At 64.9% G+C, this 15,173-nt stretch carries 12 protein-coding genes and 3 pseudogenes; 6 read left to right on the top strand and 9 right to left on the bottom strand.

Features of this window, described 5'->3' with window-relative positions:
- Nucleotides 1–90: 90 nt before the first annotated feature.
- On the bottom strand, nt 91–456 hold the full coding sequence (locus ACZ7OO_RS42575) for a hypothetical protein (RefSeq protein WP_471512766.1): 366 nt from the start codon (nt 454–456) through the stop codon (nt 91–93).
- A 170-nt stretch (nt 457–626) separates the two neighbouring features.
- Here ACZ7OO_RS42575 and ACZ7OO_RS42570 point away from each other — a divergent pair.
- Nucleotides 627–1,028: pseudogene (locus ACZ7OO_RS42570) on the top strand (ParA family protein); the annotation flags it as partial.
- 27 nt (nt 1,029–1,055) lie between these two features.
- Here the strand turns inward: ACZ7OO_RS42570 and ACZ7OO_RS42565 are convergent.
- Both ACZ7OO_RS42565 and ACZ7OO_RS42560 read right to left on the bottom strand, forming a co-directional pair.
- A pseudogene (locus tag ACZ7OO_RS42565) lies at nt 1,056–2,128 on the bottom strand (IS3 family transposase).
- 47 nt (nt 2,129–2,175) lie between these two features.
- Entirely contained in the window at nt 2,176–2,394 is a 219-nt protein-coding gene (locus tag ACZ7OO_RS42560; protein ID WP_471512765.1) for a DDE-type integrase/transposase/recombinase, read from the bottom strand.
- Between the two features lie 112 nt (nt 2,395–2,506).
- Here ACZ7OO_RS42560 and ACZ7OO_RS42555 point away from each other — a divergent pair, with 112 nt between their 5' ends.
- A complete protein-coding gene (locus ACZ7OO_RS42555; RefSeq protein ID WP_471512767.1) occupies nt 2,507–3,325 on the top strand; it encodes an SAM-dependent methyltransferase in 819 nt (272 codons plus the stop codon).
- 45 nt (nt 3,326–3,370) lie between these two features.
- On the opposite strand, the gene ACZ7OO_RS42550 is transcribed toward ACZ7OO_RS42555, so the two are convergent.
- Together ACZ7OO_RS42550 and ACZ7OO_RS42545 are read right to left on the bottom strand one after the other, a co-directional pair.
- Nucleotides 3,371–4,291 (bottom strand): helix-turn-helix domain-containing protein, encoded by a 921-nt coding sequence (locus ACZ7OO_RS42550; RefSeq protein WP_471512764.1) that lies wholly within the window; start codon nt 4,289–4,291, stop codon nt 3,371–3,373.
- 99 nt (nt 4,292–4,390) lie between these two features.
- Complete coding sequence (locus ACZ7OO_RS42545) at nt 4,391–4,621, bottom strand: DUF397 domain-containing protein (RefSeq protein WP_453386246.1); 231 nt, start codon at nt 4,619–4,621, stop codon at nt 4,391–4,393.
- A gap of 250 nt (nt 4,622–4,871) precedes the next feature.
- Between ACZ7OO_RS42545 and ACZ7OO_RS42540 the strand changes: the two genes are divergently transcribed.
- Entirely contained in the window at nt 4,872–5,351 is a 480-nt protein-coding gene (locus ACZ7OO_RS42540; protein ID WP_471512763.1) for an ATP-binding protein, read from the top strand.
- A gap of 261 nt (nt 5,352–5,612) precedes the next feature.
- On the opposite strand, the pseudogene ACZ7OO_RS42535 reads toward ACZ7OO_RS42540, so the two are convergent.
- A pseudogene (locus ACZ7OO_RS42535) lies at nt 5,613–6,735 on the bottom strand (IS3 family transposase).
- Between the two features lie 102 nt (nt 6,736–6,837).
- Here ACZ7OO_RS42535 and ACZ7OO_RS42530 point away from each other — a divergent pair.
- Together ACZ7OO_RS42530 and ACZ7OO_RS42525 are read left to right on the top strand one after the other, a co-directional pair.
- Nucleotides 6,838–7,461 carry a hypothetical protein gene (locus ACZ7OO_RS42530; RefSeq protein WP_471512762.1) on the top strand — a complete coding sequence of 208 codons (624 nt, stop codon included), beginning with the start codon at nt 6,838–6,840 and terminating at the stop codon, nt 7,459–7,461.
- Nucleotides 7,462–7,503: 42 nt separating this feature from the next.
- Nucleotides 7,504–8,271, top strand: coding sequence for a transposase (locus tag ACZ7OO_RS42525; RefSeq protein WP_471512761.1), 768 nt, complete (start codon nt 7,504–7,506; stop codon nt 8,269–8,271).
- Between the two features lie 122 nt (nt 8,272–8,393).
- On the opposite strand, the gene ACZ7OO_RS42520 is transcribed toward ACZ7OO_RS42525, so the two are convergent.
- The gene (locus ACZ7OO_RS42520) at nt 8,394–8,729 is read right to left on the bottom strand and encodes a hypothetical protein (protein WP_471512760.1); all 336 of its coding nucleotides are present in this window, start codon (nt 8,727–8,729) and stop codon (nt 8,394–8,396) included.
- A gap of 505 nt (nt 8,730–9,234) precedes the next feature.
- Between ACZ7OO_RS42520 and ACZ7OO_RS42515 the strand changes: the two genes are divergently transcribed.
- Entirely contained in the window at nt 9,235–9,735 is a 501-nt protein-coding gene (locus tag ACZ7OO_RS42515) for a hypothetical protein (protein ID WP_471512759.1), read from the top strand.
- Here ACZ7OO_RS42515 and ACZ7OO_RS42510 read toward each other — a convergent pair.
- A complete protein-coding gene (locus ACZ7OO_RS42510; protein WP_471512758.1) occupies nt 9,650–10,585 on the bottom strand; it encodes an IS5 family transposase in 936 nt (311 codons plus the stop codon). The genes ACZ7OO_RS42515 and ACZ7OO_RS42510 overlap by 86 nt on opposite strands.
- An 83-nt stretch (nt 10,586–10,668) precedes the next feature.
- Complete coding sequence (locus tag ACZ7OO_RS42505) at nt 10,669–14,538, bottom strand: ACP S-malonyltransferase (protein ID WP_471512757.1); 3,870 nt, start codon at nt 14,536–14,538, stop codon at nt 10,669–10,671.
- Nucleotides 14,539–15,173 lie beyond the last annotated feature (635 nt).

Raw genomic sequence — 15,173 nt, 5'->3', positions numbered from 1 at the left:
TCTGGCGGCGCGCGCATCAGGCGGAGGCACGACGCCACCATTTCCGAAGGCGGCTAAGGCTCCAGATGATCCAGATCTAGCCCTGTAGTACTAGTAGCGACGGAAGACGTAAGGGTAGGAGCTGTCGCTGGTCGGAGAGACGTAGAAGTAGTCAGTGGCCTTGTAGTTGCCCGCATCGTCGTACCAGTTGACTTGCATGTCGCCCTTCCACCACCACGACTCGACGTCGTAGGCGTTCATGCACCACTGGGTCCAGTCATCATTGGCCTGGTAGAGCTTGAAAGGCTGGACGAGGAATTCATCGTTCTGATTGTGGCCGATGAGTGCCACGGACCTGTAGTCGTAGGTGTATGTCGCGCAGACGCTGACCTGCTGGCCGTTGGTCGGGGTTGCCGAGGCGTTACCAGCTCCAGCCAGCGTGCCCGCAGCCGCGAACCAAAAGGCGGCCACGGACATGAAAATCTTTCGACGTAACATCACAGATCCTTTTCGCCGGAAGCACCCGTAATTCAATCCTCGCCGATGGCTGTGGGACCAGTGAAGAGTGAACAGCTGACGTAGCGTCATTCATGCAGCGACGTTGCCCGGAAGTGCAAAACTGTTCTAACTCTCTTGCATTCGAGTGATTCGGAGGCCGCCTGGACGTACTGCCCGGCGCGTTCGACGGGTTCGTACTCGACTCCCGGCTCGCACTCACCGCCGCCCAGTCCCGCGGCTTCCAGAAAGAAGTAGCCCTGGAACGGGCACTACGGCCGATCGAGGACGACTACGACGTCATCATCATCATCGACTGCCCTCCCAGCCTCGGGCTCGCCATGGACGCAGCCCTGTACTACGCACGCCGACGCCGCAACGAACGGCCAGCCCGCTCCGGCGTCCTGATCCCCGTCCAGGCCGAAGACAGCTCAGCGACTGCCTACCGTATGCTCGTCGACCAGATCGAGGACCTGCGCAAGGACCTCGGCCTCGACATCGACTACCTCGGCCTGGTGGTCAACCAGTACGACGCACGACGCGGCTTCGTCGCCTGAACCGCCCCGGGTTCGGTAGAGATCTCAGTTGATGGTTGTGACCTGGGGTTTCGTGGTTGTCACGTAGTAGTTGGTCTCGTACTCGAAGGGTGGGACGTGGCCTATCTCACCGTGCAGGCGTCGGTGGCAGTACCAGTCGACCCACTCTGCGGTGGCCAGCTCGACCTGGGAGAGGGTCTTCCAGGGCCGCTGTGGCTTGATCAACTCGGTTTCGAACAGGCCGATCGTGCTCTCCATCAGGGCGTTGTCGTACGCGTCGCCGACGGAGCCGATCGAGGCCGCGATGCCGGCCGCGTCCAGGTGTTCGGCCAGCTTGAAACTGGTGTATTGGCTGCCCGCATCGCTGTGGTGTATCAACTCGCCCCGAACGTGGGGGCGTTCACCGCGGTCGCGCGCCCACAGCGCCATCTCCAGAGCGTCCAGGACGAGCTGGGTCTCCTTCGACGTCGCGGCGGACCAGCCGACGATGCGGCGGGAGAAGGTGTCCACGACGAAGGCGACGTAGACCACCCCGGCCCAGGTCGCCACGTGCGTGAAATCCGCGACCCAGCAGCGGTTCGGTGCCGTGGCGACGAAATCGCGGTCCACCCGGTCCGGTGCCCGCTTGGCTTGCTGGTCCGGGACCGTAGTGATGATCTTCTTGCCGCGGACGGCGCCGGCGATGCCCAGCTCGCGCATCAGCCGCTCCACGGTGCAGCGGGCCACCGCGTGGCCCTGCCGGTTCAGCTCCCGCCAGATCTTCCGTGCCCCGTAGACACGGTAGTTGTCGGTGTAGACCTGCCGGATGGCCGGTCGAGCTCGGCCGCGAAGAAACTCGCCGCGGCTTTCAGGATCTCGTTCGCCCGCTTCAGCTCGGCGATCTCCTTCTTCAGCGCCTTGAGCTGGGCCGATTCCTCCGTCGTCGTCCCCGGCCGCGTCCCCGCGTCGATCTCCTGCTGCTTCAGCCAGTTCCGCAGTGTCTCGCGGGAGCCGATGCCGAGCTTGTCGGTGACCGCCTGCAGGGCGGCCGTCTCGTTCGGGTAGTCGTCGCGCACCTCGGCGACCATGCGCACCGCGCGTCGGCGGAGCTCAAGCGGGTAACGGGAGGGTCGTGCCATGACTCAATCCTTTCACGGAATCGAGTCTCCATTGGACACGGGGCGGTTCAGTGTTCGCTGCCCCTGTCGGTGTGCATGATCACGCCGCGGACGTCGCCGCCCCGGGTGGCCGCGGCCATGTTCAGTGAGGCCACCACCAGCTCGGTGTCGTGCCGGGCGCCCATCGCGTAGCCGAGCAGCCGACGGGAGAACAGATCGATCACCGTTGCCAGGCAGAGCTTGCCCTCGCCGGTTCGATCTCGGTCATATCTGGCGGTAGTGATCACGCGGCGGAGCTTGGCTGCCATGTCGGTCGGGGGCTGTTCTCGCCAACTGCCACATATCTAGGATGTATTGTCTGTCGAGTCAGCCTTGGTGCGGCTTGAAGCTGGGGGAATGATGCAGCCTGGCAAGCAGGTGTCCACGAAGATCGATGCCGAGGTTCCGACGGCCGCGCGCATGTACGACTATTACCTGGGCGGCAAGGACAACTACGCGTCCGACCGGGCGGCCTGCGAGGAACTGGACAAGGTCGTACCCAGCACGCGTGCCCTGGCGGTGAACAACCGGCGCTTCCTGCAGCGGGTGGTTGCGACGCTGGCTACCGACTACGGCATCAGGCAGTTCCTGGACCACGGCTCAGGTCTGCCCACCCAGGACAACGTGCACCAGGTCGCGCAGCGGATCGACCCGGCCAGCCACGTCGTGTACGTCGACAGCGACCCTATGGTCCTGGTCCACGGACGGGCGCTGCTGGACCAGAACGACCGCACGGCCGTCATCCAGGCCGATCTGCGCGATACTGACGGAATCTTCTCCCACCCCGACACCGAGCGCCTGATCGACTTCTCGCAGCCGGTGGCTCTGCTGTTCAACTCGGTCTTCCACTGCATCCCGGACAGTGACAGCGACGGCCCGCCGGCGGTGGTCCGCCGTGTCGCTGAACAACTGGTTCCCGGCAGCTGCATGGTGATGTGTCAGCTGGTCAGCGAGGATCCCGGGGTCCGGGACTTCGTGACCGACTTTATGAATCAGGCGACGCAGGGGCACTGGGGCCGCGTACGACAGGAGAAGGACGTCGCGCAGTGGTTCGAGGGCCTGGACATCCTGGATCCGGGGCTGGTGGAGGTGTCCACATGGCGGCCGGACAGTGAGGTGGCTCCCCGTCAGGCCACCCAGGAGTGGATCGAGTTCGGCGGCGTGGGCCGCATCCGCTAGAGCGTACGGCCGCACCCGGGGCTCATGCGCTTGCAGGGCGAGGGGTTACGGAGCGGGGTAACGCTGTTCCACGGTGTCGCGCAGCCGCTCCAGGGACTCGCGTGGGTTGAGTGCCTCGTCGCCCAGCCGGTCCAGGGCCAGCCGGTACTCCTCGGTCTCGTCGCGGTCTTCCAGGAACGCGGCGCTCTTGAGGTGCTCCAGGTACACGATGTCGGGCAGATCGAGGCCGCCGAAGCGCAGGTAGGTGACGGGGATGGCGGGCGAGGAGGCGTTCGTCACGTCCAGGGGCACGATCTGCACGGTTACCTGGGCGCGCTGCGCCATGTCGACGAGGTGCTGGAGCTGCTCGCGCATCACCTCGCGACCGCCCAGGACGCGCAGCAGGACGGACTCGTCGATAATCGCCCACAGTTGCGGGGCATCCGCGCGTTCCAGCAGTTCCCGGCGGCGCATGCGCAGCTCGATGCGGCGCTGCACCTCGCGGGCCGGCGCTGTCGGCAGACCGCGTTCCACGACCGCCCGGGTGTAGGCCGCAGTCTGCAACAGGCCTGGAACGTACTGGATTTCGAAGGTACGGATGGTGGTGGCCGCCTCCTGCAGGCCGACCAGCCGGTCGAACCACTCGGGCATCAGGCGCTTGTCGAAGCGCTGCCACCAGCCCGGCTCACCGGCGCGCCCGAGCAGTTGCAGCAGTACCTGCGCCTCGTGCTCGCCGGTCTTGTACAGCTCCAGCAGTGCGCGGACGTCGGCTTCCGCGGGCGGTCGCCGACCCTTGCCCGACTCGATACGCGACAGCTTCGGCGCACTGAATCCCACGGCACGCGCTGCCTGGTCCTGGGAGAGACCGAAGTCTTCGCGGATGCCCGCCAGCTGGACACCGACCAGCATCTTCAGCAAGGTCGGAGCGGGCTCGGTCCGGCTCAGATACGGTTCGAGGTGCGAGATACGAGGTGACTCGGCGGACATCCTGACCCCCCGTAGACCGGCAGACGACAACCCGCAGTATCGCACCCCAGCCCTCTCCCGCTGCAGGCGTCTACCGAAGTGGGGACGACCGGCTCCGCTTCACAGCAGGTGGTCGAACTCGCCGTCCTTCGCGCCGGCCACGAAGGCGGCAACCTCTTCCGGCGTGTAGACGAGCGCCGGGCCGTCGGGGTCGCGGGAGTTGCGCAGCGCAACACCCCCCTCGCCCAGGGCAGCCACCTCAACGCAGTTGCCTTCGGCATTACTGTGCCGGCTCTTGATCCAGCGGACGCCCAGTGAGCTCGCCCGCACTCCGTTCGGAACTGATGACACCGCGCTCTCCTTGTTCACGTTCCGCCACGCCCGCAACCTCGCCACCTACTGGATCGGATCGCACCGCGTGCCGCGCTTCCAGCATCGTGCGTGTAATTCCCCGTGAAATTGCACGGAAGCGCCTTCGGTTGTGGATAATAGCCCGTGGCGTCAACCGTCGTGTGGACGCCCACAAGCTGACGTCCCATCACGGAGGCGCTGTGTCGTTACCTGCGCACCAGGCGCCCGGCTGCCCGGCACGACTGCGCCATTGCCGGACGGGCCCGCGCCCGACGCCCTCGGGCGGCTGGCCCTCCCCGGCTCATCCAGCACCGCCGTACTGCGCCTCATCTGCACCACACAGGGATGCGCCCGGGCCCGCGACTTCACCCATCGCACGCTTGGCGACTGGGCGTTGGACCACTGCACCGCTGACGCCCTCACCGTCGTCGCCGAACTGACCGCCAACGCCGTGGTCCACGCAGTGCCGCACGCCCCGGACGGCGAGGCCGAGGTATGGCTGAAGCTCACCCAGCGACCGAACCACCTGGTGTGCGCCGTCATCGACTCGAGTGACATCCCGCCCGTGGTTCGGCGCACGAGCGACCCCCTGGACGAGCACGGCCGTGGCCTGCGCATCGTCGACGCCCTTTCCGAACACTGGGGCTGGACCTGGCGCTACCGAGCGGGCAGGACCGTTCCTATGGGCAAGACCGTCTGGGCCATGCTGCCGACCAGCCCTCGCACCTGACCCGACCGGTGTCGGGAAGGCGCCATTCTCGGTTGTGTCAGCTTCTACCGTCGTCGGGGTCGAACCCGCCGTCAGGGGCGGGTGCTGAGCGAGGGTGGGTATGCGGTGCGATCGTTGATTGCGGCGTTGGGGACCAGCCAGGCCGAAGTACTGGGCCAAGCCGAGCGGCTACGTGAACAGATCGCCGGTCTGTCCGAGGAGTTGTCGCAGAGCTCATCCCGGCGGGGATGGGGCTTCCACCTTGATCGTGGACACCGGTTGTCATGCAGCTATGGCCAGCGTAGTTGATCTCTGTTCGAAGGCGACCGGTGCGAGGTAGCCGATCGTGGAGTGCCTGCGTCGGTGGTTGTAGAAGCCGAGCCAGCGGAAGACCGCGAGCCGGGCGGCTCGTTCTGTCGGCCAGCCGCTCCGTCCGGGAAGGATCTCCCGCTTGAGCGAGGCGAAGAACGACTCCGCGGCGGCATTGTCCGCGGAGGTGCCGACCGCTCCCATGGATCGGAGGATCCCGGCCTGGTGGCAGGTGTCGGCGAACGCCTTCTACCCGTACTGAGCCCCGTGATCGCTGTGGAAAATGACGCCGCCCACCTGTCCGCCGCGGGTGCGGATGGCCGCGTGGAGCGCGTCGGTGACGAGCTCGGCCCGCATGTGGTCGGCCATCGACCAGCCCAGCAGGCGCCGGGAGAACACGTCGATGACGGTGGCCAGATACAGGAATTTCCCGCCGGCGACCGGCAGATAGGTGATGTCACCTACCCATGCTCGGTCGGCAGCGGACACGGTGAAGTTCCGCCGTAGCAGATCGGGCCCCGCCTGGGCGGCGGGGTCCGGGATCGTGGTGCGGTGTCGTCGCTTCAACCTCGCCCCTGGATGCCGTGTTCAAGCATAAGCCGCTCGATGCGCTTGCGGTTCACCGTAACACCGCCCTCGCGGAGCTCGGCGGTGATCCGCTTGGCCCCGTACGTCCTCCCGCAATCTGTGTCGACCTTGCGTATCCGACGGACGAGCGCTGCGCCGGCGGCCTTCTTCGCTGCCCGCGCCGGGGCGGTCTTCAGCCATCGGCAGAACCCGGACCGGGACAGGTTCAGCACGGTGCAAAGCCGCTTCACGCCGAAGGCGCCGCGATGGTCGGCAACGAACTCGAAGCGCCTCACCAGTTCATCTCGCCCGCAAAATACCTGGCCGCCCGGCGCAGGACGTCACGTTCCATCTCCAGCTCGCGGACCTGCCTGCGCAAGGCCGCGATCTCCGCGTCCTTTGTGGACTCCGCGAGTGCCTCAGGACGCTCAGCCTTCTCCACGGTCTTGATCCACTGCCGCAGCGTCTCGTGGTTCACCCCGAGCTCGGCCGCGACGCGTGATACGCGCCGGTCCGACGAACGGGCCAGCGCACCGCGTCGCCCGGAACTCCGACTACGGGTGCGTCAATTTAACGACACTCCCCCTGTCCCGGGGCGAGCTTCGTCAGTGGCGGGTGACAGGCTTGCGGGATGCTGATCGAGGGATACGACGACGGCCCGTTGGCTGCCGGGGAGCCTCTGCTGGCTCGCCCCGGGTTCTGGTCGAACTACCTGCTGGAGATATGTGCTGGTGGGACAGGTGGTGAGCGTCCCGTCCCGGAGTGGTTCGGCGATGACGGCGCTGATACAGAAGCCATGTCCGAGACCCTCATGGACCCCGAATGGTGGCCTGCGTTCCGGGTTCCTGCCTCGGGTGGCCCTGGAGTCGTGGTGGTCTACCGCAACTTGGTTGGCGACTACGGCATCGATTTCCTACTCGTCCCTGAAGGTCAGAGCGGCGTGCTGCGGACCGTCGGCTGGGAAGGGGAGCTGTCGGGAACTGGGCTGCCGTGGCAGGATCTGGTCGGGATCGCGGACAACCCAGCACCCACGGCCGACGCGGTCAACGACTCCGACGCCCGCCTCCTGCTGATCCTGCCCCTCCTCAGCGATCCAGACATTCCGGAGGGGGCCACTGCGAGGGTTAGCGCCGCCCTCACCGCGGTTGGTGCCCCGCAGGACACTGCCTGCAGCACGGCGGAGTATCTGCTCGGTCGCCTGACGAGCAGACCGTGGCACGACCCCACATGGGAGTCACCCCTGAGTGGCAGTTGAACCTGCTCCCGAATGGCTGGCCACGGCTGAGATGATCTTCGTGTGGCTAGTGTGATCACGGCGTCGGAGCCGTCCTGGATAGGTCCTTTCGCCGGGTTGAGCCCGCGCTGCTTCAGCAAGTTGGTGACCGCCGTGCGGCGTGAGACGGCTGCCAATCTCCAGCGCGGGCGGCCCTGGGGACTTCCGCTTGAGGACCGGATTCTGCTGGTCGCGGCATACTGGCGGACGAACTGGACGATGCGCCAGATCGCTCCGCTGTTCGGGATCTCGAAGTCGGCTGCGGACCGGATCATCGACCACCTCGGGCCGCTGCTGGCCCTGCAGCTCAGGAAGCGGTTCCGCAAGGACACCGTCCTGATCGTGGACGGCACACTGGTGCCCACCCGCGACCACACGGTGGCTGGGCAGGCGAAGAACTACCGCTATTCCACGGCCCATCAAGTGGTCATCGACGCCGACACTCGCCTGGTCGTCGTTGTCGGCCGGCCTCTGCCGGGCAACCGCCACGACTCCCGCGGTTGGGAGGAATCCGGCGCCAAGGCCGCCGTCGGCAACACCGTGACCATCGCCGACGGCGGCTACCAGGGCACCGGACTGGTCATCCCGCACCGCCGCAGCAAAGGCGAGGACCTTCCGGCCTGGAAGGAGGATCACAACCGCTCCCACAAGCAGGTTCGGGCCCGCGTCGAGCACACCTTCGCGCGTATGAAGGGCTGGAAGATCCTCCGCGACTGCCGCCTCAAAGGCGATGGTGTTCATCACGCCATGCTCGGCATCGCCCGCCTCCACAACCTCACACTCGCCGGATAGGCGAACAGGCAGTGCAGCAACCGACCTTGCCCCCGCCCCAAGATCGTTACGGGACAACCCTTAGTTGGGCTGGTCACGGAGGAGCGAGACACGTTATGGCCGGTGATCGGCCGTGTCTGTGGTTACCAGGTCTGGATCCACTGGCTGCCGCCTTCCGAGCCTTCTGCACCTATGCCCAGTCCGGAGACGTCGCCCTTGTACCACGTGGTACCGACAGTCTTGCCCGACCAGACGTCTACCACGTTGACGGGTTCCCAGGTGCCGATGGACGGCCAGTTCCACCACTGGCACTGCCCGGGAGAGACGACGAAGCTTGAGGCACCGCCGCGGTAGGGGAACTCGACCTGGGCCGGGTAGTTGCCCTGTGCGCAGAGCTGGACCCACTGGTTCTGGATCGTGGACGCGGATGCCGAGCCCGCTGTGCTGGCAAGCAGGCCCGTGGCCATGGCGCAGGTCACGACTGCGGTAATACCAGCCCGCTTGGCATTTCTGAGAAAGCGCACTTTCTTGCCTCCATGATGAGCGCCGGCGAAGAATTTCGTCCGGCCTGCTCTGAGCCGGGCCGTTCGATGGGCCCTCTTACTGCCGGAGCATAGAATCGCCCTGAAGGCTCGGGCACTCCAACTGCCCTTATGGGGAAGGAATTTGCCCTTTCGGAAACAGTTCCAGGTTGCAGGACTCGGTTCGGTTGTTCCCGCGCTTCCGTGACGACTACGGGAGGGCGTCGACGACTTCATCGTCGACACCAGTGCAGGCTTCATCACTGATGTCGCCGCATCCGTGATCAGGGCCCTGGCCAGCGCTGCCGACTGAGTGCACCAGCCAGGCTGGCCGATCGAGGGGCCGGTAAGAGGGCTTCTCAAAACCGAGTGTGGTGGGTGGGTTTGTGCTGGTCAGGCATGATGCCGGGGTGGGGGAGGTAGGTCCGGTGCGTCCGTGGAGGTGGCGTGCTGGAGGTGCGTGATGGCGTCGGTGCTGGGGCGGCTGGAGGAGCGGGAGCGTGCGGCCCGGAAGCGGGTGGAGGAGTTGCAGGCTGAGCTGGAGGCGGCGCAGTCGGAGTGGGACGAGTGGCTGATCGCCCGCAGGCGGGTCGGCGAGGTGTGGGACGCGGGTGAAGCCGCAGGCCAGGAGGCTGTGGCGGGGAAGACACCGGAGGGGAAAAAGACCAGGACGCCGCCGGCGGCGAAGCCCGGGTCGCTGGTTCCGGTCTGGCGGGAGGGGCTGTCGGCCGAGGTGCTGGCGCCGGAATACCAGCAGGTCATGGGCCTGCTGGCCGAACGCCGCGCCACCGGCGGTCAGCCACTGAACTGCCGTGAGCCCACTGCCTTGTTGGGACTGGAGGTGGTTCCTGCGAAGACCGAGGGCGTGCGGTGCAAGCTCAAGCGGCTCGTTGCGCGGGGATGGGCGCACGAGCCGGCACCGGGCCGGTTCGCCTGCGGTGACGGCCGAGACGGCGGGTCATGACCATGGTCATCGACCACAGGATCATCGCCTCCGACGACGCGGGCAGCCGCTCGTAGTCGCGGGCGAGGCGCCGGGAGCGGGTGAGCCAGGCGAAGGTCCGCTCGACGATCCACCGTTTGGGCAGCACCACGAAGCCCTTGTGGCTGTCGCTGCGGCGGATGATCGTCAGCATCAGGTTCAAAGCGGTCGCGCACCAGCCCACCAGCATGCCGGTGTATCCGCTGTCCGCCCACACGCGCCTGAGCCGGTGATGCCGCCCTGCGGCCTGAAGGAGGAGGTCCCGGGCAGGGTCCCGGTCCCCCGTCGAGGCGGGGGTGACCATGACCGCCAGGATCAGGCCGAGGGTGTCCACCACGATGTGCCGCTTGCGCCCTTTGCTTTTCTTCCCGCCGTCATAACCGCTGGTCGTGGCCGCGACCGTGGACGTGCCTTTCGCGGACTGCGAGTCGATCGCCCCCGCCATCGGCTCCGCATCCCGGCCCTGCGCTTCGCGGGTCGCGGCGCGGAGCCGGTCGTGGAACTCGCCAATCAGCCCCTGCTTCCGCCACCGGGTGAAGAACCGGTGCACCGCCTTCCACGGCCAGTAATCGGCAGGCAGCGCAGGCCACTTCACGCCGTTGTCCACCACGTATCTGATCGCGTCGAGTATGTCCCGGTGGCAGTACTCCTCCGGCCGGCCACCCCGGCCCTCGGCCCACGCGGGCTTCGGGATCATTTCGCGGACCGCGGCCCACTCCGCGTCCCTCATGTCGGTCGGATAGCAGTGCCCGCCGGACAGATTGTCCGCGGCGTTGCCGTACGTGTGGGCGAAGCAGTCGCACGTCCGTGTGTCCGGAATGGACTCTTTCACAGCAGACCGATACAACTGCGGCAACAGGGCCTCCCGATGAGCAGTGGCGTAGACACCCCCTGTGCTACCGAGAGGCCCTGTCTTCATGCCCCCGCGCGGCCACAATCACCTGAACAGCACACCCGTACGGAACCCCCAACCTCACACTCGGTTTCGAGAAGTCCTCTCAGCCCGACAGTCGCCGCTTGGTCCGCTGCAGGGTGCAGAGACGGGAGCGGCGGGACTTGGATGCCCAGGAACTCCGTGCGCCGTCCCTCCAGCAACTCCAGGGCCCAGTTGAGCCACTTGATGCCCTCGCAGTAGATAGCGATCGGACGGCGCTGCGTTTGGTAGGTGTCCGTCAGCGTACCGTCAAGCTCGGCCTGGAAGTGGAAGGGCGGCATGGCGGTGAAGTGGGTCCCCATCACGAAGACGAAGCGGATCAGCCAGTACGGGTCCTCGTTGAGGTAAGGGGAGGCCGGGTCGTCCAGGCCGTACACCGCCGTCATCACCGGGCCGAAGTAGTTCTCCATTCCCTGCGGGGCGGTGGCCCGGGCGACCTTTTCATTCCGTGCTTCGAAATCGCGCACCCGGTAGGCTCGCTGGTACGGGTTCCCCTGGGTGAACTCGATGTCGACGCTGGGGGTGCGCCCTTCTCCGGCCAGGACCCGGAGCTTGAACTGCTCGTAGTGGATCTCGTCGTAGTGGCCTAGAGAGTTGTGCCACGGCTTGTTGTCGTACATCGGGTCGTCGCGGGTGTCGCTGCCGTCTCCGTTGAAGCCGATGGCGCGCGGGTCCAGGAACTTGATCACCAAGGACTCCGGAGTGATGGCGGCCAGCGCCGTGTCGATCTCCTGCTGCGACGCGCCTGCCTCGATCAACCGGTGGGCCCGCAGCAGGGGTTCGGTGTCGCCTACCTTGATGTTTTCGGTGTTGGTGTCGCCCATCACCAGGCAGTGGAAGCGTGGTTCCAGGACTTTGAGGAGATCCGGATGCTCGCGGAACCGTCGTAGGAGAGCTGTCGAATTAAGGTACGGCACACCGTTGATGACGATCCGTTCGGTGTCGAGCAGCTCCGGGCCGAAGATGTGCGGCGCTGTCCGCCGGCATAGGGCCAAGCGGTCCTCGATCTTCCGGAAGTACGAGATGTCCAGCGTCCGGCCCGGGGCTGGGATTCGGTTGAGACTGTGCACGTCCTTCTTCAGTACCCGGAAGATCTGCTCGTAGAGGCGGGCAATCACGGCTGGCGAGGGAGAAGTCTTCTCGATGAACCGGCTGACTTCCTCCCCCGGCACGTAGCTCATATCGCAGATGACCTCCTTGTAGGTGGTCTTGCCGTCCTTCTGCAGGTGCGGCGGGATAGGGATGTCCCGCTCCACCACGTCGTAGACCTCGGGGAAGCTCCGGCGGATGGACTCCGGAAGGGCCTGAAGGTACTCCGCCTGCTTCTTGGCTTTGGCGAAGGGCGGCAGCATCACGCCCTGCCCCTCTGGGCTCCAGTCAGCCGTGGTCAGGGCTTCGCTCAGGATTTTACGGACGGTAGTCCTGTCCGTGCCGTCCTTCTTGAGGAAGATTGTCAGCGACTCGCTGCCACCCTTGCCAAAGCCCACGATTTGTTCGCCGATGTTGACGTAGGCGTAGAGCGTGCTGCTGAGCAGTCGGCGGCCCCGGGCCTGGCGTAGTACCCGCTCGTTCTCGTCGGTCAGGTGCAGGGTGGTGTGTTCCTCGAAGTCGTCCAGGGCCGGGTTGACCCGCTTCTTCCACAGTTCGGTCGGTGAGAGGACGGAGATGACGGACGTGCGGTAAGGCCCCGCGTCTATATGGGACGGTTCCAGGGGCGAGCCGAGTGAGAGAATCTGGCAGTTCCCGTTGAGGTTGATCTGGCGTTGAAGGCCGTCGAGGGCGCCGCCCCCGAACACGGCCCGGGTGGCGGCCTCCAGGTCACTCTTGGACTGGAGCGGGATGCCTTCGGGGGAAATGACCGGCACCTCGGATCGCTTGATCGACGGTACAATATGGCGCAGTGCCGCCTGCACGCCGTCGGAGCGTGAATAGGCGCTGTAAAGATCCACGATGTCCGATAGTGAAATGGCCCCCGCGGCCGCCAAGGCTACAAGCCAGCCTGCGGGATCGCTGCCTTCGAGGTAGTAGTCGCTCTGCGTGAATATCGCCGGGCGATAGAGACGTAGGAGCTGATACAGATGATACGGATAGACGAGGAAGTTCAGGGCCGGCTGATCAGCCAGGAATTCATCGCTTTCGGTCTTGAGGTTCTCCACCGTCTGGCCGTAGATCTGCTTCGTCAAAGGCCGCATCTCCAGTAGAAGTTGCATCTTGCCTGCCACGTCCGTGTAGCCCAACTCCGCCAATCGGCCGAAATGGAAGACCACCACTTCGGGGCGCCTGGTGCTGATCGAACTGCGGTCGACGACATCGCCTGTCGTGTCGATCACTTTGAGCTCGCTGTAGACCTGGCCCAGGGTCTCTTGGGGGCCAAGCACCCTCTTCTTCAGCCGCGCCCGGAGGGCAAGTTCTCCATTATCGATGTCGATAGCGCTGCGATGGTTTTGCGTGTGCTGGAAGATCTCCAGTAGCTGATAGAAAGCCGGGGTGCCGTCCCTTTCACGGTGAAGCATCTCGTTGGTGATGATGCGGCCCATGATCCGGGAGAAGTACTTTTCGCAGAAGGGGTTCTTCGAGGTCAGCCGGAAAAGGCTGCGGAACGCGTCGTAGTGTCCGGCCGTCAAACGGTCCCCCGAGACACGTAACCCGACCAGTTCCTTCAGTAGACTGTTCATCAGTTTCAGGAAGCGAAGGAACTGGTCGGTTTCCTCGATGGTCCCGTTGTAGGCCATTGTGGGAGCCTCGATGTGGTTCTCGGTCAGTAGTTGCTGGGACTTGTTCCCCAGTCCCAGCTCCAGGACTATGTCCGGCCGGAGACTGTCCACCAGCTCCGCGGTGGCCTGGGACACCATGACCTCGTCGGTGATCGCCAGGATCCCAGCCCTGATCTGCTCGGCAGTGGTAAGCATGCCAGTGTCGTTGTTCGAGACCACAGGGGTGTGCGGCTCCGCGAAGACGATGCCCTTCTCGTCGATGAAGCGCTCCAGAGCCCGGCGGGCACTCAGCATCCGTTCGGAGTGAGCCAGGAACGTCGTTGGGGATTTCAACTCCTCCGTCGTCACGGTTGAGAAATTCTTCATGAACAGGTCGAAGCCCGGTTTGGCGCCGGTTCGCACGTAGACGTTCGTCTGCCGAGGCGAATAGATTTTGTGGACCTCCACGTCAGACTTCTGGTAGACCTTGCCAATCTCCTGCAGAGTTTCGGCGAGATCTTCGGGGTCTCCTTTCAGGGCCACCACGTGGGACGGTTCCGGCACCAGAGGCTGTCCCCTGACCTCTTCCGGAAGATAGGACGCGATGTCCCGTGCGAACGGCTCGTCGAGGCCCACGCCTTCGGCGGCCAGCAGCATCAGCGGCGTGAAGGCATGCGCGATTTTTACACCATCGCCGCAGGAAAGCGAACCGCTAGCCACCGCCGAAGTGATAACGCCGAAACTTTCGCCCGTATAAGCTATGAATTTCATGGGCACGCCGCTCTTGTCCGCAGCGGCCCGAAGATACGCATTCAAGGCCAGGCTGTGTACCAGGAAGGCGGCTCCTATGAACCCCTGTTGAGCCATCCTACCTTTGGGCATGTTCTTTGACATCATCAAAAGTCTCTCGGGCCGGCCGGGGAAGCCCAGTACCCGAGCGGCGTCCTCATAGACTCCGACCACTTCGGGAATATCTGACTCCAACAGGGCTCCGCCGAGTTCCTGATATGCGGACCGGCTGCCGAGGCCCGGAAAGAATCCAATGATGCAATCACATCTGACCTCTGACATATGATCCTGCATCATGAGGTTCGCCCGATGGAGTTCCGCGCGGGAAGTCGAAAAGGGGTTCGCACGGGAAATGGAGTGGAGTGGCATTCTCGCTTCTTCCTGTTTCTCGGGGCGGAAACGGCAGACGCAACTCGGTGCGACATTCACATGGCACTGCTGCAGTTTGTGCACACTAGCGGACTGCAGCTGGTCGGCTACTTGATGGGGGTAGCCGGAGATAGGAGTGCGACCACCTCGATGATCACGGCCCTTTGTGGCGAAGAATCAGCAAACGCGGTGGCCGTGGAAGTCAGATAGTGAAGGAGGTCTGGCCGGGTGGTTGATCCCGATGACCGGGTTACGCTGTTCGCGAGAACAAGCAGCACTTCGACAGCACCTCGGGAGGCGGCCAAGGGGGTCGGAATATTGGCGATTTTTGTGGCAGCAGCACCTTGGCGTCAACGGCAAGAGTGCGCAGCCATCAGGGGAGGCCCACCTACACTCTGTTGCCGGCGCCGACGGCGGGTGTTTTCCGTTCTCGCGAATGCGGACTACGACCGAGTCGAGCCCGCCTCCCGAATCCGTGTGCATTTGCTGTCGGGGCTAGTGAATGGAACCAGCCGGGGTTGCCGAAAAATAAGTATTGCGGTCAGCTATTGATCCTGTTCGGACGCGCGCTGATCATATGGGCATTTTTCGGCAACCCCCTGGCCGGCGGCTGGGTCGAGTGGTTCGGCCGTGGT

Source organism: Streptomyces sp. NPDC111744 (genome assembly GCF_055634995.1).
Note: the sequence above shows the minus strand (reverse complement) of the source record. Positions and strands in the feature narration are given on the sequence as shown.